The organism is Sphingobacterium sp. xlx-96, from assembly GCF_011007365.1.
GTDB lineage: Bacteria > Bacteroidota > Bacteroidia > Sphingobacteriales > Sphingobacteriaceae > Sphingobacterium > Sphingobacterium luzhongxinii.
In genome coordinates this window covers 61,572-81,355 of sequence record NZ_WFKM01000014.1, presented here as the reverse complement: position 1 = coordinate 81,355, position 19,784 = coordinate 61,572, and the positions used below count along the sequence as shown (strand labels likewise).

Here is a 19,784-nt window from a genome sequence, read left to right as displayed (position 1 = left end):
AACAAGAACTAACGCTTTCGATCGCTATCAACAAAAATACATCTGGATATATCCAGTTAACAAAAAAACAGTACATTAGTAAATCCATATACAACTAAAAATTATCCTAAAAAAAATAAGGACACACCATACTATAACAACAAATAAAACACAAAAACAAAATCATTTCATAAAACAATTAAACAATAATAATCAGATATTTAAATAAACAAAACTAAACAAACACTAAATAAAAACAAACACAAAAACACTAACAAAATTAGCAAAAAGCGATTACAAGACAATTAAAATAACTTAATATATGAAAATCAAAACATTAACCACTATTATATTAACTATTAATTTCCATATATTATTCAGTCAGGTTTTCGATCAAAGTCAAGCCCATTTTAACGTAAAATGGATGCAAATAACCACGGATCAATTCCGTCTCATTTTCCCCAAAGAGTTTAGTTCTGCCGCACCACAACTAGTCCATAATCTAGAAAAATACATCAAAAAAACGTCTTCCGATTTACAAAGAAAATCGCGTTTTATAAATATTATTGTCCAGCAAAATCACATTCAGCAAAACGGATTCGTACAATTAGCTCCTCGAAAATCAGAACTCTACTCTACCCCATCTGCTGTAGCTGACAACCAAGAATGGTTACCGAATCTAGCATTGCATGAATCCAGACACATCGCCCAATTTGACAATTTGACAGGAAAAATAAGAGGTCCTTTTGGAGAACAATTAGCACTTGCACTATTCGGTTTAAACCTACCCAGCTGGTACTTTGAAGGCGATGCTGTCCTACAGGAAACACTATTTTCTGAAGGAGGAAGAGGTAGGTTATCGTCCTGGCAGATGCCTATACGGACAGATATTTTAACTGGTCGATCTTATGATTTTAACAAATATGTACATGGATCTTTTAAAGATATCGTACCTAGTTTTTATACAATAGGGTACTTTATGAACAGTGAAATTTATCAGAAAGACCCCTTAATTCAAGGCAAGATACACCATGAAATGAATGGAAAACTACTCCGTCCATTCAATTTTCAACGGAGTCTAAAGAAGATTTATGGACATAAAGCAAGTGATATTTTTGACTTAACCATGGTCAACTTAGGTCAAAAATGGGGTGTAGATTCCCTAGATCTTTACACAGACAACGTGCCTAAAAGAGACAAGTATCCCACGAGTTACCTACTCCCACAATACGGGAATGGCACTGTTTATGCACTACAAGATGGGCCTCAAAAAACAACAAGAATAGTCCAGGTTAACCAAGATTCAACTCAAAAAAACAAGACAATCCTAACGCTCGGCATGCAGATTATGCCCTATTTTAATCTACGTGATGAGCTTATCACCTGGGACGAATATCGTAAAGACGCAAGGTTTGAGAAGCAGACCTACAATGTAATTATGCTATATGATGTCCTCCGGAAAAAGAAAAAACAAATTAGCAAAAACAGTAGATATTACAGTCCCATTATAGCTCCAAATAAGAAAGAGATTCTTTGTATTGAGGTTAATCTTGCAAATCAAACGTCCCTAGTACGACTAGATATACCGTCCTCCAAAAAAGTAGATTCTCTCCTTTTACCTGTAGGCACACACCTTCAACAGCCTCAATTTAACGCTTCAGGAACTGAGGTCGTAGCGATAGCAGTCAGCGAAAAAGGAACAAATTTACTACACATCAACCTTCAGGATAAATCATTCAGCACACTTTTAGACTGGTCAAACATTCAAATAGAACGACCTATTTTCGATAAGGAGGACATTATATTCAAAGCCAATTATGGCAATAAAGACGATATATTCAGATGGAGCAAAGGATCTTTGACACGACTCACCAATAGTCGCTTCGGTGCCTTTAACCCATCTCTACAAGGAGACACACTATGGTATAATGACTATACATCACAAGGCTATCAGGTAAGTTCTTTGTCATTATCGCAAATCCAAGAGCTTCCAGTTAAAGTGGAACCCATAAAAGCCCTTTATAGCAAACAAGATTTAAGGCCACATACTGCCTCATCAGATGACGATAGCGACATAAGAGATTACGCCATAAAGGAATATAATACACTAAAAAACAGCATTAACTTCCATAGTCTTACACTTAGCGGCAACGATTTTGAGAGTTTTGACAATCTAAAGCCGGGTATCTTTTGGCTTTCCAATGACCTTCTCAATACTACAAACCTTAAACTTGGTTACGAATACGATACGGATATCCGAAAAAGTAGTTATTCCGCTTCCCTTACTTACCAAAAGTACTACCCAAAGATAACGTTATCGTATACCGATAAAGGACAGATCGGTGCCGCAAAAAGCAATAATTCACCCCCTATCCCCTTCGATTGGAGAGAGCGCGTTATGGCACTAGACATCAGTATTCCCTTTAGTAAATACCGGGGCAACACCATCTATTCTTATGGATTTAACTTTGGCACATCCTACCTAAAAAGATATCGTATCAGTCTACCTAATCTCCAAAACTTCAATGATGAGATTGCCTTTCCATTAAATTATCAAATTTACTTTAATAAAAATTCACGTCGTGCCATTATGGATATAACTCCACGATGGGGGCAAAACGTCAGTTTCACATTACGACATTTACCTTTTGAAAGCGCTCTTACGGGGACAGCTTGGTCCGTTCGGACAAATTTCTATTTTCCTGGAATCCTATTGAATCATAGTTTACAGCTCAGATATGCGATGCAATCCAATACTGGCAGATACACTTACACTCAAGACATCCCTATGATTGAGGGGTTTTCATTTGTACCGTATGAAACAATCAAAAACACACTACTATTTGACTACAGACTTCCGATAAGCTATCCAGACCTATCAATCGGACAATTTGCATACATCAAGAGAATCAGAGCACGCATTTCAGCCAATTACCAAAATATTCATCATACTCAGCTAGCGCCTAAATCAAACAGCCTCGGCATTGACATTGATTTCAACCTTTTTAAGTACACGTTACCGCTATTTACAGCTTCCGCCCGAATTACTTATATAAATGACACTAACGCACAAAAACAAGTATTTCCTGCATTCGGATTAAATTACAATTATTAATTCGCGAAGCAATTACAACTTAGACAAAACAAACATCAAATCAATTTGTTACGTATTATGCACACACGATCTCAGCAACAGAATTATGGCACTGATACCAAAAGAAACAGAACTTCAAGTGGGACTCATGGCAATTTTCGACACTCTTCTTCTTAAGAAGGGGTACGTAAAAAGCGAACTCGTACACATGAGAGAAGAGTTCAATATCGCTTGTGACAAGCACATACAAAATGGCTTTACATCTGATCAGGGATGGATAAAAGCCAACATCTGTCATCAGCACAAATTCATGGAATACGAAATGTACTGTCACCTGATTGACATCATCAACGACTTCAAAGACATTTACGGTCAATTTCCGGACTACCTAGAAATGCATCAAACACTCAATCAACTTATGATACAGCTTGCTGAAGAAGAAAAATATGAACTTGCAGCCATCACAAAGCTATGGGTCGATAAGATCGAAAACACAATACATGAACACACCTACTGTTAATTCCAGTTAAACCTCTTCCTTTTTTCCAAAATGAAGTAATGAAAACAGAATATACAACACGAATACAAGCGGTATTGCGCTAACCTTTAACAGCAAAATAATCAGAAAAGAAATTATCAGAAAAAGGTATTTAAATTTATTTTCCCGCCAACCTAGAGAATTCAATTTCATGGAAAAAAGACGAAGCTCTGACACCAAAAGTAAACTGGAAACTAATGTCAATCCCAACAGAAAATAAACATTTTCCATCAAGTCGGGATACTGTACCGCAAGAAAAGGTAAGGAAACAATCAAAAAAGTATTCATAGGAGTATTTACCCCGATAAAATCCGATATCTGACGTTCATCAATATTAAACTTTGCCAAGCGAAGAGCAGAAAATACGGTAATCAAAAAACCCAAATACGGAATATAGCTATCCGTCGTACCCTGCTGCAGTAACATATACATTATAGTCCCTGGAAGAAATCCAAAGCTGACTACATCCGCAAGAGAATCCAGCTCCTTACCTATTAACGACTTCACATGAAGCAGACGAGCTACCATGCCATCAAAAAAATCAAAAATACCGGAAGCCAAAACGCAATACAAAGCAAGTGTAAACTCTCCCTTCAAAACAAACAAAACACCTATACAACCACTAAAAAGGTTTAAACAAGTTATAGTATTCGGTATATATTTCTTCATAAGTAATCCGTCTCTTTTATAAAAAAAGCCATCTAAAATTAGATGGCTTAAAAATATCAAATTAATACGAAATATCCATAAAACACTAACTTCACAACACGAATAAAATCACTTTGGATATTCCATATAACAATTAAAAAACTATTTACATTTGAAATTACCCGTTCATACTAATTAAAAACTCTTCATTCGAACGAGTTCCTCTCAATTGTTGCAATAAAAATTCCATAGCCTCAGTCGAGTTCATATCAGACAAGTGGTTTCGGAGTACCCACAAGCGCTGTAAGGCTTCTTTATCCATCAATAGATCATCACGACGAGTACTGGATGCCGTCAAATCAATTGCTGGGAATAATCGCTTATTCGCCAACTTACGATCCAACTGAAGCTCCATATTACCTGTACCTTTAAACTCCTCAAAGATCACATCGTCCATCTTAGAACCCGTATCAGTCAAGGCAGTTGCTAAGATAGTAAGAGAACCGCCGTTTTCAATATTTCGGGCAGCTCCGAAAAAACGTTTAGGTTTGTGCAGTGCATTCGCATCAACACCACCTGATAAAATCTTTCCTGAAGCCGGAGCTACCGTATTATAAGCACGCGCAAGTCGTGTAATAGAATCCAAAAGAATAACTACATCATGGCCACACTCAACCATACGTTTCGCTTTCTCCAACACAATATTTGCGATCTTCACATGTCTATCAGCAGGCTCATCAAATGTCGATGATACCACTTCTGCACGCACAGACCTAGCCATATCAGTCACCTCCTCAGGACGTTCATCAATCAATAAAATAATAAGATAAACCTCTGGGTGATTTTTAGCAATCGCATTCGCGACTTCTTTTAATAAGTTAGTTTTACCGGTTTTAGGTTGAGCTACGATCAGTCCACGCTGGCCTTTACCTATTGGGGTAAACAAATCCATAATTCGCGTTGAATAATTGTTTGTACCTAAATCTAAATTCAACTTCTCATCAGGAAATAAAGGTGTTAAGAAGTCAAATGGCACGCGGTCTCTTATCTCGGCAGGATTTTGGCCATTTATAGATTCAATTCTCACCAAAGGAAAGTACTTCTCACCTTCTTTTGGAGGACGGATGCACCCTCTTACATTATCACCGGTTTTAAGTCCAAACAACTTTATTTGAGACTGAGAAACGTAGATATCATCAGGAGAAGTCAAATAATTATAATCTGAAGAACGTAAGAAACCATAGCCATCAGGCATTATCTCCAATACGCCTTCGTTGACAATAACATTATCAAAATCAGTATTCGCTGAAGAAGCACTTTCTGCTTTCTTACTTTCAACAACTCTTTCTTGTTCCTGAGTCGTTGGTACCGATTCGTTTGAAGTAGACTCCGTTGTAAATAAAGTTGGAGCAGATTGATCATCTGCTTTATCTCTACGCACTACAGGAGACGCTTCTGTTTTCAGTGTTCGTGTACGACGACGAGGCTTGTCAGCGTCATCGGTATCGTCTTCATTTTTAGCAGCCGCAGGTTGAGATTCTGCAACTGGTTGTTGTGCAATTTCAGCAATCTTATCAATTAATTCTTGCTTACGAAGCTTTTCAACCTCTACAATGCCTAACACCTTCGCTATCTCGCGCAATTCCGACACGAGTTTTGAATTCAATTCGTTAATATTCATTAATGTTGAATTATGATTGTATTTCTTTGGATTTTAATAATTTGAAATTTAGCCTTAAAACTTAAAAAAACATTTTAATTTAAGTTATTAAATTCAAAACGAAAAAAATATCACTTTCTTATTCTGAATCAGGATAAACTTGAGAATGCACAAAGAAAACCATAAGATTTGATATTTCAAAAAAAAAAATAAAAATCTACCTGAGCACAAGTACTTATTGCACATATAGATAACACAATGAATCCAACATATTTATTTTTTTTGTAAGTTTAGCCCCTGTAAGTACGCCTAAGCCAAATGAATTGGTCTTGCAATCATAGATAAAGCACAAACCGAGTGAAACGAGCTCATTTATAAAATGAAATCAAACACTCATAAAATAACTAAACACGTATAATATTACTCATGTATAGCGAAGCACAAACATCCATGCGTATTCCATATAACCATTAAAAACAAACCGAGTGAAACAAGCTCATTTATACAGAAGAAAACAAACACGCATAAATAATTAAACACATATGAATAATAATAAGGAAACAAATTATTCCGCCCTATACACCTTAATTGTTGTATTCTTCTTTTGGGGCTTCATTGCCGCTGGAAATAGTATTTTCATTCCATTCTGCAAAAACTACTTTCATCTAGACCAATTTCAATCCCAATTAATTGATTTTGCATTTTACAGCGCCTATTATGTCGGAGCGTTATTACTATTTATCTTTGGCACATTATCCGGGAAAGACATCGTCGGAAAATGGGGATATAAAAAAAGTATCGTCTATGGACTCCTTTTTTCCGCGCTGGGAGCTGCTGCAATGATTGTCGCAGTAGAAGTAAACCTATATTTCGGCATGTTAATCGGTCTATTTATTGTCGCCCTAGGTTTTTCACTACAGCAAACAGCTGCCAATCCATTTGCCGTATTATTAGGCGACCCCAAAACGGGAGCTTCTCGGGTCAATCTAGGTGGCGCGGTCAACTCCTTCGGGACGACGATTGGGCCATTAGTGATTGGCTATGCATTGTTCGGAACCTTTGAAACAATCTCAGACACCGAGATCTCAAACCTTCCTCTTAATAAAGTAATTTACCTATACATTGCAGTAGGATTACTATTTATTCTAGCCGCAGCATTATTTCATTTCTCCAAAAAGGTACCAGCAGGTATCAACAACGAACCTATGGAATCTGCTAATAAGGCTAAAAACACACTGATTACAATGACCGTGTTATTGGCATGTATGTTTATCCCTGTATTCTTAAGTTATAAAAGCGATACTGCACTTCAAATTGTTGGATTACAGGATCAGATTAAAGCAACTTCCGACGCAGGAATAATACAAGAACTAAAAGCTCAAATTAAAGAAACAGGACATACGTTAGAATTAAACCGAATGGCTCTTCTGTTTGGTGCTCTTATCGTGGTGGTTGGTTCTTTACTATTCGCCTATAGCAAAGCAAACAAAGCACCTGAAGGTTGGGGAGCAATGAAATACCCACAATTGGTACTTGGGATGCTCGCCTTATTTATATATGTCGGTGTAGAAGTTGCAATTGGAAGTAACTTGGGTGAGCTGCTGACTTTAGAAGAATTCGGCAGTCTTCAATCATCAGAAATCACTCCCTATATCTCTATGTATTGGGGCGGAATGATGATTGGACGATGGGCTGGGGCTGTTACAGCATTCAATTTCGCACAATCCACCAAACAGATTCTAGTTGCTACCATCCCATTCGTAGCATTTGGAATTATCTTAACGGTTAACTCCATCGCAGGATTTGACATGTCACATCTGTATTTCTTTGCCATTTGTATTGCCGTACAAGTGATCGCATTTTTCGTAAGCAAGGAAAAACCTGTGCAGACTTTAATAATCTTCGGTACACTGGGCGTACTTTCCATGCTTATCGGACTTTTATCCTCAGGCACCGTAGCGATTTACGCTTTCCTTACAGGTGGACTCGCTTGTTCCATCATGTGGGGATCCATTTTCTCGCTTTCCATAGTTGGAATCGGTAAATACACCGAACAAGGTTCCGCATTTTTAGTTATGATGATACTAGGAGGAGGGATCATACCTCCGATACAGGGAAAGTTGGCCGACATTATCGGAATCCACAATTCTTATATCATCCCGTTGATAGGTTTTTCTTACATTATAGTTTTCGCAATCCTTGCAAAGCGCTTCCTTAAGAAACAAAACATAGATATTGACCAAGTCGATAGTGCCACAAGCCACTAAGACGAAAAACTAATTGTACTTTTTACACTAAGTTTTAAATAAAAAAAACGCCCTCAATAACTCAATAAGGGCGTTTTTTTTATTTAAGCCGCTTTTAAAGTAAAATATTACAATAGTTTATCATGGATATTTGTTAATAAAAATGTATCTTCGAAGTGCATATAAACATTTGAATCACTGGACTAAAACAAACTATAATGATCATTATTGCAGATGGAGGTTCAACCAAAACCAATTGGTGCCTATTAGACGATAATCAAAAAAAAATCTATTTTAACACAGAGGGCTATAATCCGTACTTCGTAGGAAGTGACTACATCGTAAACTCTTTAAAGAAAGGGTTGCCACAAGATCTTCCTCTAGACAAAATAAAAGAAGTAAATTATTACGGAGCAGGAGTACATAACGAAGAAAAAGCAAAAATTGTTGAGGACGCTTTTCGTGTATTGTTTCCTAACGCTAAAATTGAAATCGGACACGATTTATTGGCAGCAGCACGCGCTTTATTAGGCAAGGAAGCTGGCTTTGCAGCAATATTAGGAACAGGAACTAACAGCTGTATTTACGATGGCAATGAAATCACCCATAACATCAATTCCGCAGCTTATATCTTAGGAGATGAAGGTTCGGGATCTTACATTGGAAAGAAATTACTAACAGACTTTGTTCGTGATTTAATGCCAAGCGATGTATCAAAAGTATTTTTTGACACCTACAAGCTGACTCCCGATGAGATCATGGACAATGTGTACACGAAACCTCTTGCAAATCGCTTCTGTGCTAGTTTTAGTAAGTTCGTATACGACAACAACGTTAATATCGAGTATACCCGCAAAATTGTTGACGATTCTTTCGAAGCTTTCTTCGCAAACTTAGTAAGCAAATACCCTAACTATCAAAACTATACATTCAACTGCATCGGTTCTGTAGGTTATAATTTCAGAAATGTACTCGAAGAAAAAGCAACACAATACGGAATGAAAGTAGGTAAAATATTACGTTCACCTATTGACGACTTGGTAAAGTTTCATATTGAAAGATCACTGGTCAACTAAATAAGTCGTGTATTAAATAATATAAAAAGGAGTATTTTTCAATACTCCTTTTTTTCTGATACTGTATATTCTCAGTGGCTATCAAGAACCTTCATGCCCCACCAACTTGCGGATCATGAAAGTTCTATTATAAAGTTATAGTCTCTCCCAATGCAGGCAGATGCAACACAACTCCCTCTCTAGAAAACAGGTCCTGGGCCTCCATTACATTTATAGAAATCGGGGTGAAAGTATTGTAATGAATCCCTACAATCTGTTTACAATTAATAAACCTAGCGGCTTTGACCGCATCATACATATCCATTGTATAATACCCTCCTATCGGGAGAAAAGCCCAATCCAACTCAAGATCTTCTAACAATTTCATTTCCAATGTCAATGCCGTATCCCCTGCAAAATAGATCTTCTTATCACCTACAAAGAAAACAAATCCACAAGGAACGCCAGCATATTCTCCATCGGGGGTAGAGTTTGTATGTAGCGCATATACCATTTTCACCTTTCCAAAAGGAAGACTCAATGTACCTCCAAAATTAAACTCGATCACCTTATCCTCAGAAATTCCCTGCCTTCTCACCCAAGCTGCAGTCTCAACTATTGCAGATACAGTAGCATCACTATTTTTCTGGATCTCAAACATATCAGCTACGTGATCCTGGTGTGCATGGCTAAGAAAAATATAGGAAGGACGTAGCGTATTAATATCCACTCCGCTGGCCATAGGATTAAAAGATACAAATGGGTCCAACAGCACTTTTGTTCCATTAAAATCAAACTCTACACAAGATTGGCCTAAGTACCGGGCCGACACAGAATTATTACTCATATATTTAAATCCTCTAGATACTATTTATTAAAAAGATTGCCTAAACCACCCAATCCACCAAACATATCCTGAGTAGCAGCTTGCATTTCGGTTTGGCTCACATTTTCAGCCTGTGCCAAGGCCTTATTTAAAGCCACCAATAGCAAATCCTCAATTTGCTCCTTATCCCCTTCCTTAAAAAGCTCTTCACTGATCACGACCTCTTTAATTTCCTTATTTGCGGTTGCTACAACACGTACTTTACCTCCTTCAGCCTCAGCTGATACCGAGATATTATCCAACCTATCCTTAATCTCCTGCGCTTTTTGTTGCGCTTGAAACAACTTATCAAACATAATACTTATCTCTAATTCGAATTTTACATTATCTACCAATAAAAGTATCTTAACTACTTTTCACCACCAAAATACGAAATCAAGATTGTAGCGCAAAATAACAATCATAATTAGGTTTATACCATATACCTGCTTAAATTTGTAGTATGACAAAATACAATGAGATTATTGCTACACTAAAGCAAAAAGACAGCCAATTGGCTGAACATTGGGAAGAAGAAATTGATACGATCGTGCATAAGTTAAAATTCCTTCCTTCAGACGCCATTCCTTCCGTCTGTATAGTAGATCAAAGCAATGATTTTCAAATTGTCTATTCCTTAGACCTTCAAGAAAAGGTTAAAATTGCCGGAGGAAAATTAGTCTCAGATTTCGATAAGAACATAGGTATATTTATTATTCTTCAGAAGGATGAAAGTCTATACAGCATCGTCCCTTCTTTCATCCAGAAACAGCAAGACACCAAAGCAATCATAAACAATAACCTCTACGTAATACATAGCCCGCAATTCGACGCAAACGATGAGAACTACTTACAGGATATCGAGATACTTGCAGAAATCATTCAGTCTAAATATTTCATATTTGGACGGGATGTGCACGACTGGATCAAATTTGATTTAGTATAAAAATACAAAGGGCATTAAAAGACGCCCTTTATATTTTTATTATTTAGTTTGAGAACTTCTTTCTCAAAAGCACGTAAAACTTGTCCACACTCTGCGGTTTCTCTGCCCATCCATTTTTCAACGCATAGTTCGACTGCAAGAATGCATCCGCCTCTGCCAAATTATTAAACCTATTTAACAGTTCTAAAGCTTCACTGTATGCCAAACTATAACCATTAAATAAATCCTTGATAAACAATAATTTATCATTCAAGCTTACCGCAGTTCTTAAATCCGTAACGCGTTCCTGAGCAGTTGATGTCTGAAACTGCTGCGTGATATTGACACCCGCCTGCCGCTGCTGTTGGATTAACTCATTTATAGTCAATGGTCGTGCCGGCTGTTCAGCTATCGTTTCCGTCTCAATGATTAAAACTTTCTCTTCTTCAACCACTTCACGGACGATAGGTTGTTCTGGAGATGCACCTGCAATAGATTCTTCACTGTTCGACGGCCTTTCTTCTTTCCTTTCGAATTCACTAAAAAATCCCTCTTGCACATTTCCTACATCGATTTTCTCTTCGTTGACTCTCTGTGGAGCTTCCACAATTTCTTCATACACAGGTTGCTCATCTATTTTCGCGATAATATCCGAAGGAGGAGTAAACACAACAGCCGCAGGTTCATATTCAGCTTCCTTTATTAATCCTGATCCTACAAAATAGCCCAACGCCTTAACACGATTAGACAGGTAGTGTATATCACCTTCCAACAACGTCAGTTCTAAAGCATTGAGTTCTTCATTAGACTTTAATATTTCATACTTAGAATTAATATCAAACAGAAGGTTATCTATTTTCGCGAACAATTGATCTTTAGATTTTGCCATGGGTATCGTAAAATTTTATAATGAACACTACTATCCTACATCTTATATATACCAAAAATAAGATATAATTTCGATATTCGTGCAGTCGTAAGTAAGCTTTTGTGATATATTAACAAATCTTCAAAGGCATTTTTTAAAAATATATGATGTTATTTTCTGAACAATATTTTAATAGAAGAGAGGGGCAGGTCGGCAGTATAGAAGTTATTTGTGGATCTATGTTTTCCGGAAAAACAGAGGAATTAATCCGTCGAATGAGACGTGCGCAATTTGCTAAACTTCCCGTTGAAATATTCAAACCCAGTATCGATACCCGATATGGAGACAAAGAAGTCGTATCACATGATAGCAACAGTATTCCATCAACTCCAGTAAACCATTCTTCGGCAATCTTATTATTGAGTAGCGACACAAAGGTCGTCGGTATAGACGAAGCCCAGTTTTTTGATGAAGAACTTCCTTATGTATGCACACAACTGGCCAATAGAGGAGTACGTGTTATTGTAGCGGGATTAGACATGGATTTTCAAGGCAAACCCTTCGGACCAATCCCCGCTCTCCTTGCTATTGCAGAACACATCTCAAAAGTACATGCAGTATGTGTACGTTGTGGTGCTCCGGCAACTTATTCACACCGCACGGCTGAAAGCGCTAACCTCGTATTATTGGGAGAAAAAGAAAACTACGAACCACTATGCAGGTATTGTTATCATATAGCAAATGACATTTAACACAAACTTAATTTTAAATAGCCATAAATATGCAGGGAGCACCTTACTTTTGTAGTGTACTTCAAAAAGATGAGTTTCATCAAAATTTAGGTTAAAAATTGGTTAGTTTAAAGCACTCTTGCCCATCAAGAGTGCTTTTTTTATAACTGTCCCGTCAACACCATATCCATCGGATTCACCTGAGAGCGGTAACGATGGATAAGCTTTCCGTTTTCGTCAACTAAAAACTTTTCAAAGTTCCATTTGATCGCTCCTGTAAAATCAGGATTAGGTTGCTCGGTCAAAAATTTAAACAACGGATGGATTTGATCTCCTTTTACCTCCACCTTTTCAGCCATCAAAAAACTAACGCCATAATTCTGCTCGCAAAATCCTTTGATATCATCATTAGATCCAGGTTCCTGATTCCCAAAATTATTTGCTGGAAAACCAATGATGACCAGTTTATCACCGTACAACTTATGGAGTTCCTGAAGATCCTTATATTGTTTTGTAAACCCACATTTCGAAGCTGTATTCACGATAAGCAACTTCTTCCCTTTAAATTCAGAAAATTCAATCTTCTTTCCATCAATAGAAGTAAAAGAAAAATCATAAATCGATGGTTGCGGTGCAATGATATTAAGCACCATTATTAATGCTACTGTAAACATAATCTTGTCTCCTTATTAAATGGATTAATAACCTATATTACTTGTTTCTCTTTGAATAATAAAATGAAAGATCTCCTCTATCGGAGAACGTAAAATCTTTCCAACCTGTACGCCGTGAAGATTACAGACAGCGTGAAGATGCATATCAAAAACATAGGCGATACTGCCTACAAAATTGCATTTATATTCCCAAAAATTGGGATAAGTCATGATATTAGTACGCACAAATTCATCAAACCCATCCGTAAGAAGCTTATCGATAAACGGATGTGACCTATTCTCCGACATAAAAGGAGTAAATGAAGCCAGAAAAGAGTTCGGTCTATCGCGTTGATAAACATTTTTGATAACAATATCCTTGGTTATGCGATACTTCGTTTCAAAAATCTTTGCTAGATCCCTCGGCATGGTCCCATACAGAAAACTAGTAATCAGACGCTTACCAAACCAAGCTCCAGACCCTTCGTCGCCCAACACATAACCGTTGCCATGAACACTAGGCAACAGATTTTCTCCGTCATAATAACTGATATCCGAACCAGTACCCAAGGTAGCAACCAACCCCTTTCCCATACCGCAAGTTGCAAACGCAGCCCCCAGCAAATCAGATTCAACAGCGATAAAAGCTTGGGGAAAAAGTAAGGTCAACGCATTAGAAACGATCTCTCTTCGGTCAGGAGTGATACAACCTGCCCCAAAAAAGTATACTTCTTTAACTTCTTCAATATACGGTATAATTTCAGGAACATCTTTTAAAACTCTCTCAATCTCCTTTTCATTGACGAAAAAGGGGTTAAGACCTTTTGTTTTAAAAAATAAGGGTTTACTATCGGGCACATTCAACATCCAGTCCGAACTCGAAGATCCACTATCAGCGACTAAAATCATTCTTTTTACTTAACAAATAACAATTCTTTTGTATGTCAAACTTAGATAAAATGCTTTGCATTCGCCAGTATCAAAACAAAAAATAACTTTAAAATACACCTTTTTATATCTCCGATATAATTTTGAACTCCACTTCATTAGCCCTACCTTTGATTTTGGTTTCAAAACAAGAACACACATCATATGTACCCGTCAATCCATTTTACACTCTCATTCAGCGAACCACAAGCACATTATGTAGAAGTACAGATGCACGTTAAGGGATTTTCCTCTGTTCATCACCTTGACATCAAAATGCCGGTATGGGCACCAGGATCTTATTTAATCCGGGAATATCCTAAAAATGTAGAACGTTTTTCAGCAACTTCGTTAAATGGACAAGACCTCGCAGCATATAAAACAAGTAAAAATACATGGAGAATAGAACACCAAGGTACAGATGTAGTTATAAAATATGCCGTGTACGCTTTCGAAACCTCTGTTAGGACTAGTCATATTGACTATTCTCATGCCTTTTTAAGTCCAGTAGGTGTGTTCATGTACGTTGACGGACACTTGGATCTTTCCGCCAAGGTAACCATCGAAATGCCTACCCACTGGCACAAAGTATCGACAGGACTTGAACCAACAAACAATGCAAAAGAATACAGCGCTGTTAACTTCGATATTCTATACGATAGTCCAATAGAAATTGGCAATCAAGATGTTTGGTCCTTCGAAGTAGAAGGTGTCCCACATGAGTTTGCAATGGTTGGAACCGCCGATTACGATAAGGAACAACTGACCGAAGACATAACAAAAATTATAAGTGAAGAAAATCGGATTTGGGGTTCTAATCCCAATTCGCATTACACATTCATTACCCACAATTATCAAAGTTCTACAGGAGGATTAGAGCATCTTAATTCTACTGTTCTTGCAGCATCCAGATTTGCTTACAGTCAGCCCAGCACCTACAAAAACTATTTAAGCCTTGTTGCTCACGAGTACTTCCATCTTTGGAATGTAAAGCGACTACGTCCCAGAGCATTAGGTCCATTTGATTATGAACAGGAAAATTACACCACAGCCTTGTGGATAATGGAAGGTTTTACAGCTTATTACGACAACCTGATTATACGTAGATGTGGTTTCTTTGATGAAAAAGAATATCTTCAACAGTTGGCCATAGACTTCAACACCGTATACAACCGTCCTGGGTATAAATTACAGAGTGCAGCGATGTCAAGTTTTGACACTTGGATTAAGCAGTATAGACCTGACGAGAACTCGCAAAACAGCAGCATATCCTATTATAACAAGGGGGCTATGTTAGCTGCAGCACTCGACATCCAGATTATCTCAGAGACACAGGGCAAACATAGACTAGATGATGTTCTTAAAGCTGCCTATCAGCAGTTCTATATTATAGAGAACCGTGGTTTTGAAGAAGATGAATTCCAGGAATTGGCACAAAATATCACCGGAGTAGATCTAAACGACATCTTTCTAGCCGCACATGGCTTATATGAGTTGGATTACAACCTCTATTTTAAAAAGGTAGGCTACCAATTAGTCGATCACAACGCGGGACAGCAAAGTGTGACACTAGGCGTAAAAACAGTTATCTCAGACAATCGAATCATTGTCAAACAGGTCGACCGCAACTCTGGCGCGTGGGTAGCCGGCCTTAACGTTGAAGACGAACTTATCGCAGTCAACGGCTATCGACTAGAATCACAAGGAAAAGCAATGGACTTTATACTTTCCCGGGCCAAAGATGGTGACCAATTGACCGTATTGATTGCGCGGGATGGTTTGATCAGTACATTGGAAATTCCAGTCCATTTATCAGATAAAAAAGCATACAGCATAGAAGCAGACCCCAATGCAGATCCTGCGGCTAAAACATTAGGTACTACATGGCTGGCTAAAAATTAACCCATCATCGTCATCTCTACCGAAGCGGAGAATCCGCCAGTTGGCGGACTCTCGAAACGAAAATCTAAAAACAAAGGCTAGTCCTTAATAGTTGATAGATACCTCCACAAGGTCAGTATGACGTTGATAGAAGGCTTTTCCCCTAATATCAATCTTTAAAATTTGTAACGGATAGAAAAACCAAAAGGGTCAATCAAACGAATACTTGATTCTTGAATAAAATCAAAATAAGGTTTAACATCCAAAGAAATAGACAAAGGGGTTGTAGGAATACTATATTCCACCCCAATAATACCATCCACACTCAAGGCGATCTCTGATTTTTTATCAAAACGATTACCGTTAGCATCTGTATAAGCTTTGTACGTATAGCTTCCTACACTACCACCAAAACCATAGTACCAAGAGAAAGCACCAGACAACGGTTTATGAAATTCATAAAGACCTACCACTCGAAAACGATTAGATCTAGAGTTACTTTGAATACTCATAATTCCTTCCACAGCCCGATCTTCCGATAATGTATATCGGTAATTAATACCAGTTGCAGAGCCAAATCTAGCTCCCAAAGCATGTTGACTATCCAGTTGAGCAAAACCATCTTTACCAACAAAAAGTAAAGCCACTACGAAAAAAAAACTACGTAAAATGTTATTCATATTAATATTATATCCCGATAAACTCCAAAATTAAAACAATTCCTTTGTAAAAAAAACCAAATGGTAAAGCGATTTTCCGCAAACTATATCCGGCCCCAACCTACCAACACCTCAGCTTAGGTATTATAACATATAACGCACAAAAAAAAGAATAGGTATATACCATTCAACTCTTTTTTACATTTTTTGATTTCAATTGTTCAGCCCTATTGACTATATTTATAGAAGCCACAGATATGGTTCGTACCATTTGTAAATTTCAAAATCAAGAATATTATGAGCAGTGCAACAAGATTATTTGATTATCTAAAAAACAATCACCCAACAGCAGGCCGTGAGCTCTTATTAGCAAAGAGACAAACTAACGGTTGGAAAGAGTACGATAAGAAAGAAATAATAGACCTTGTCGACAATCTAAGCAAAGGAATGCTCGTCAAAGGACTGAAAAAAGGAGACCGTGTTGCACTGATGTCTGGTAACAGACCAGAATGGAATCTCGTGGACTTTGCTTGTAATCAAATTGGCATTGCACTGGTCCCCCTCTATCCCACACTTTCTGCCCAAGACCTTACGTACATATTGAACGATGCCGATGTAAAGCTACTTTTTGTCAGTAATGAAGACCTAACCCATAAGGCGAAAAAAGTAACTCAGGACAATAATTTAAACATCGACCTGTATACCTTTGAACAAATAACGTCTTACAAGAACTTCAATGAGCTAATTGAAGAGGGTAAAAAACAAACTATTGACCTAACAAGCTACAATGATGCCGTAACCACCGATGATCTGCTGACACTCATTTACACATCAGGAACGACAGGCAAACCGAAAGGTGTCTGTCTGACGCACAAAAATGTCATCAGCAACGTAGAAGCCAGTAGACACCTACTTACCGATGACATTAATAAAGCACTTAGCTTTCTGCCTTTGTGCCATATTTTCGAACGGATGGTTGTCTATATGTACTTTTCCAAAAATGTCCATATCTACTATGCCGAGAATCTCGACAATATTGTCGTAGATATCAACGATGTAAAACCAGAGGTCTTCACCACTGTTCCACGTGTTTTAGAAAAAGTTTACGACAAAATCATCGAAAAAGGAAAAGCACTTACCGGTATTAAGAAATCACTTTTCTTTTGGGCTGTCAATCTAGGACATCAATACAAAGAACCTGCTTTAAATTCTGCCTTTTACAACTTTAAATTAGGTATAGCCCGAAAACTAATTTTTTCTAAATGGCAAGAAGCACTCGGAGGACGCATACGCTTTATTATTTCTGGGGGGGCAGCACTTCAGGAAAGATTAGCCCGTGTATTTTGGGCTGCTGGTATCAAAGTACTTGAAGGATATGGCCTCACCGAAACTTCGCCTGTTATTGCAGTCAACTCTTGGGATCCAAAAGATGTTAAATTTGGTTCTGTAGGCCGAGTGCTAGAGAACCTAGATGTCAAAATAGCAGAAGACGGAGAGATTTTAGTCAAGGGGCCCTCTATATCTTCTGGATACTACAAAAATGAAGAGGCCACCAAGGAAGCAATCGACGCCCAGAATTATTTCCATACCGGCGACATTGGCGAACTGACTCCGGATGGCTTCCTTAGGATTACCGATCGTAAAAAAGAAATGTTTAAAACCGCTGGAGGCAAATATGTTGCGCCTCAAGTATTGGAAAACAAGCTTATGGAATCTACTTTAATAGCCCAGGTAATGGTCATCGGCGAAAATCAACGCTTTCCCTCAGCTTTGATTGTACCTGCTTTCGAAGAACTGGAAAAATACTGCAAATTTAAAGGAATCCCATTCGAATCCAGAGAAAAAATCCTTGAAAATAAACAGATTTTAGAAAAGTATCAGCAAGAAGTTAATAAAGCAAATGTTAACTTTGGACATTGGGAGCAAATCAAGAAGTTCGTATTGCTACCCAAAGAGTGGACCATAGACAACGGTGAACTTACGCCAAAACTATCCTTAAAAAGAAAGGTCATCCTCCAGAAGTTTGAGACAACGATTAAAGGCATTTATGCAGCATAGTACAGTAAAGGAAAAAGAATCAGTAATTCAGAAGATAAAGAGTTTTGGCCGCCTACTCGTTGATGCAGGAAACGGCTTTATAGAAGACAATTGTATGAAGCTCAGCGCTTCTCTAGCCTACTATACCGTTTTCTCCATTGGCCCACTGTTGATTATACTCGTGTGGGCCCTGGGATTTCTGTATGGCAGCCATTTAGAAGGGCCAGACGGCGCACGCGACACAGTAATGTCCGAATTAACCGAACTATTCGGTCCTGAAATATCTAAACTGTTGGAAAGCGCTATACAGAAGATCTCTTTTGAAAATAAATCCCACATTGGTCTTATTATAGGTTTTTCTACCTTAATCATCACCTCTACCACCATCTTTGTCGATATACAAAACTCCATTAATACCATATGGAAAGTTAAAGCAAAACCAAGAAAAGGTTGGATAAAACTGATTATCAACCGTCTAATATCCTTTTCCATGATACTTGGACTTAGTTTTCTCCTCATTGCATCCTTACTGATCAGTAGTGTCATTGGTATCTTGAGTAAGAATATAGAACGTATACTTGGTGGTTGGAATATAGAGCTTTGGGGATTAATTAATTCAGGGATAACCTTTGTCATCATAGCTGTATTGTTTGGATTCATCTTTGCATTCCTCCCAGATGCCAAGGTTCGCTTCCGTGATATAGTGGGAGGTTCTATTTTTACGACCGTTTTATTCATGATAGGCAAGTATGGCATTTCCTTATACCTATCTGTCAGCGCCACGGCTACTGCCTATGGCGCAGCAGGATCGATGATCATTCTTTTAGCATGGGTATATTACTCTGCTGCCATTTTATATTACGGTGCTGAATTCACCAAGGAGTATGCTATTAAATATGGCAAAGGGATATCCCCCTCTTCCTTTGCAGTGTTGGTAAAACAAACTGAATTGGAGATAGATCCCCAAACCGGAACACGTGAATTGGTAAAAAAACATAATAATCCAGTACAATAAGCC

Annotated in this window: 17 protein-coding genes; 9 read left to right on the top strand and 8 right to left on the bottom strand. The window is 37.8% G+C overall.

The window, feature by feature from the left end; genetic code table 11:
• The first annotated feature begins 301 nt into the window (after positions 1-301).
• On the top strand, positions 302-3,094 hold the full coding sequence (locus G7B20_RS17265) for a hypothetical protein (protein WP_164112670.1): 2,793 nt from the start codon (positions 302-304) through the stop codon (positions 3,092-3,094).
• Between the two features lie 85 nt (positions 3,095-3,179).
• Complete coding sequence (locus G7B20_RS17260) at positions 3,180-3,593, top strand: hypothetical protein (RefSeq protein ID WP_164112669.1); 414 nt, start codon at positions 3,180-3,182, stop codon at positions 3,591-3,593.
• Between the two features lie 6 nt (positions 3,594-3,599).
• On the opposite strand, the gene pssA is transcribed toward G7B20_RS17260, so the two are convergent.
• Both pssA and rho read right to left on the bottom strand, forming a co-directional pair.
• Positions 3,600-4,280 (bottom strand): CDP-diacylglycerol--serine O-phosphatidyltransferase, encoded by a 681-nt coding sequence (gene pssA, locus G7B20_RS17255; protein WP_164112668.1) that lies wholly within the window; start codon positions 4,278-4,280, stop codon positions 3,600-3,602.
• Between the two features lie 157 nt (positions 4,281-4,437).
• Positions 4,438-5,940 carry a transcription termination factor Rho gene (rho, locus tag G7B20_RS17250; RefSeq protein WP_164112667.1) on the bottom strand — a complete coding sequence of 501 codons (1,503 nt, stop codon included), beginning with the start codon at positions 5,938-5,940 and terminating at the stop codon, positions 4,438-4,440.
• 521 nt (positions 5,941-6,461) lie between these two features.
• On the opposite strand from rho, the gene G7B20_RS17245 reads away from it, so the two are divergent.
• Positions 6,462-8,186, top strand: coding sequence for a sugar MFS transporter (locus G7B20_RS17245; protein ID WP_164112666.1), 1,725 nt, complete (start codon positions 6,462-6,464; stop codon positions 8,184-8,186).
• A gap of 197 nt (positions 8,187-8,383) precedes the next feature.
• Positions 8,384-9,241 (top strand): N-acetylglucosamine kinase, encoded by an 858-nt coding sequence (locus G7B20_RS17240; RefSeq protein ID WP_164112665.1) that lies wholly within the window; start codon positions 8,384-8,386, stop codon positions 9,239-9,241.
• Positions 9,242-9,368: 127 nt separating this feature from the next.
• Here the strand turns inward: G7B20_RS17240 and G7B20_RS17235 are convergent, their stop codons facing one another.
• The gene (locus tag G7B20_RS17235) at positions 9,369-10,067 is read right to left on the bottom strand and encodes a metal-dependent hydrolase (protein ID WP_240452778.1); all 699 of its coding nucleotides are present in this window, start codon (positions 10,065-10,067) and stop codon (positions 9,369-9,371) included.
• A 20-nt stretch (positions 10,068-10,087) separates the two neighbouring features.
• On the bottom strand, positions 10,088-10,402 hold the full coding sequence (locus G7B20_RS17230; protein ID WP_164112740.1) for a YbaB/EbfC family nucleoid-associated protein: 315 nt from the start codon (positions 10,400-10,402) through the stop codon (positions 10,088-10,090).
• A 146-nt stretch (positions 10,403-10,548) separates the two neighbouring features.
• Here G7B20_RS17230 and G7B20_RS17225 point away from each other — a divergent pair, with 146 nt between their 5' ends.
• Positions 10,549-11,031, top strand: coding sequence for an ABC transporter substrate-binding protein (locus G7B20_RS17225; RefSeq protein WP_164112664.1), 483 nt, complete (start codon positions 10,549-10,551; stop codon positions 11,029-11,031).
• 43 nt (positions 11,032-11,074) lie between these two features.
• On the opposite strand, the gene G7B20_RS17220 is transcribed toward G7B20_RS17225, so the two are convergent.
• On the bottom strand, positions 11,075-11,899 hold the full coding sequence (locus tag G7B20_RS17220; RefSeq protein WP_164112663.1) for a hypothetical protein: 825 nt from the start codon (positions 11,897-11,899) through the stop codon (positions 11,075-11,077).
• A gap of 146 nt (positions 11,900-12,045) precedes the next feature.
• Here G7B20_RS17220 and G7B20_RS17215 point away from each other — a divergent pair, with 146 nt between their 5' ends.
• Positions 12,046-12,630, top strand: a complete 585-nt coding sequence (locus G7B20_RS17215) for a thymidine kinase (RefSeq protein WP_164112739.1) — start codon at positions 12,046-12,048, stop codon at positions 12,628-12,630.
• A gap of 140 nt (positions 12,631-12,770) precedes the next feature.
• On the opposite strand, the gene G7B20_RS17210 is transcribed toward G7B20_RS17215, so the two are convergent.
• Complete coding sequence (locus tag G7B20_RS17210) at positions 12,771-13,283, bottom strand: glutathione peroxidase (RefSeq protein WP_164112662.1); 513 nt, start codon at positions 13,281-13,283, stop codon at positions 12,771-12,773.
• A 24-nt stretch (positions 13,284-13,307) separates the two neighbouring features.
• Complete coding sequence (locus G7B20_RS17205; protein WP_164112661.1) at positions 13,308-14,171, bottom strand: N-acetylglucosamine kinase; 864 nt, start codon at positions 14,169-14,171, stop codon at positions 13,308-13,310.
• Between the two features lie 183 nt (positions 14,172-14,354).
• On the opposite strand from G7B20_RS17205, the gene G7B20_RS17200 reads away from it, so the two are divergent.
• A complete protein-coding gene (locus G7B20_RS17200; RefSeq protein ID WP_164112660.1) occupies positions 14,355-16,091 on the top strand; it encodes a M61 family metallopeptidase in 1,737 nt (578 codons plus the stop codon).
• 155 nt (positions 16,092-16,246) lie between these two features.
• On the opposite strand, the gene G7B20_RS17195 is transcribed toward G7B20_RS17200, so the two are convergent.
• Positions 16,247-16,750 carry a hypothetical protein gene (locus G7B20_RS17195; RefSeq protein WP_240452779.1) on the bottom strand — a complete coding sequence of 168 codons (504 nt, stop codon included), beginning with the start codon at positions 16,748-16,750 and terminating at the stop codon, positions 16,247-16,249.
• Positions 16,751-17,026: 276 nt separating this feature from the next.
• On the opposite strand from G7B20_RS17195, the gene G7B20_RS17190 reads away from it, so the two are divergent.
• Positions 17,027-18,787: an AMP-dependent synthetase/ligase gene (locus G7B20_RS17190; RefSeq protein ID WP_164112659.1), complete on the top strand. Its 1,761-nt coding sequence runs from the start codon at positions 17,027-17,029 to the stop codon at positions 18,785-18,787.
• Positions 18,777-19,781 (top strand): YihY/virulence factor BrkB family protein, encoded by a 1,005-nt coding sequence (locus tag G7B20_RS17185; protein ID WP_164112658.1) that lies wholly within the window; start codon positions 18,777-18,779, stop codon positions 19,779-19,781. The genes G7B20_RS17190 and G7B20_RS17185 overlap by 11 nt, the downstream gene beginning before the upstream one ends.
• Positions 19,782-19,784: the final 3 nt, after the last annotated feature.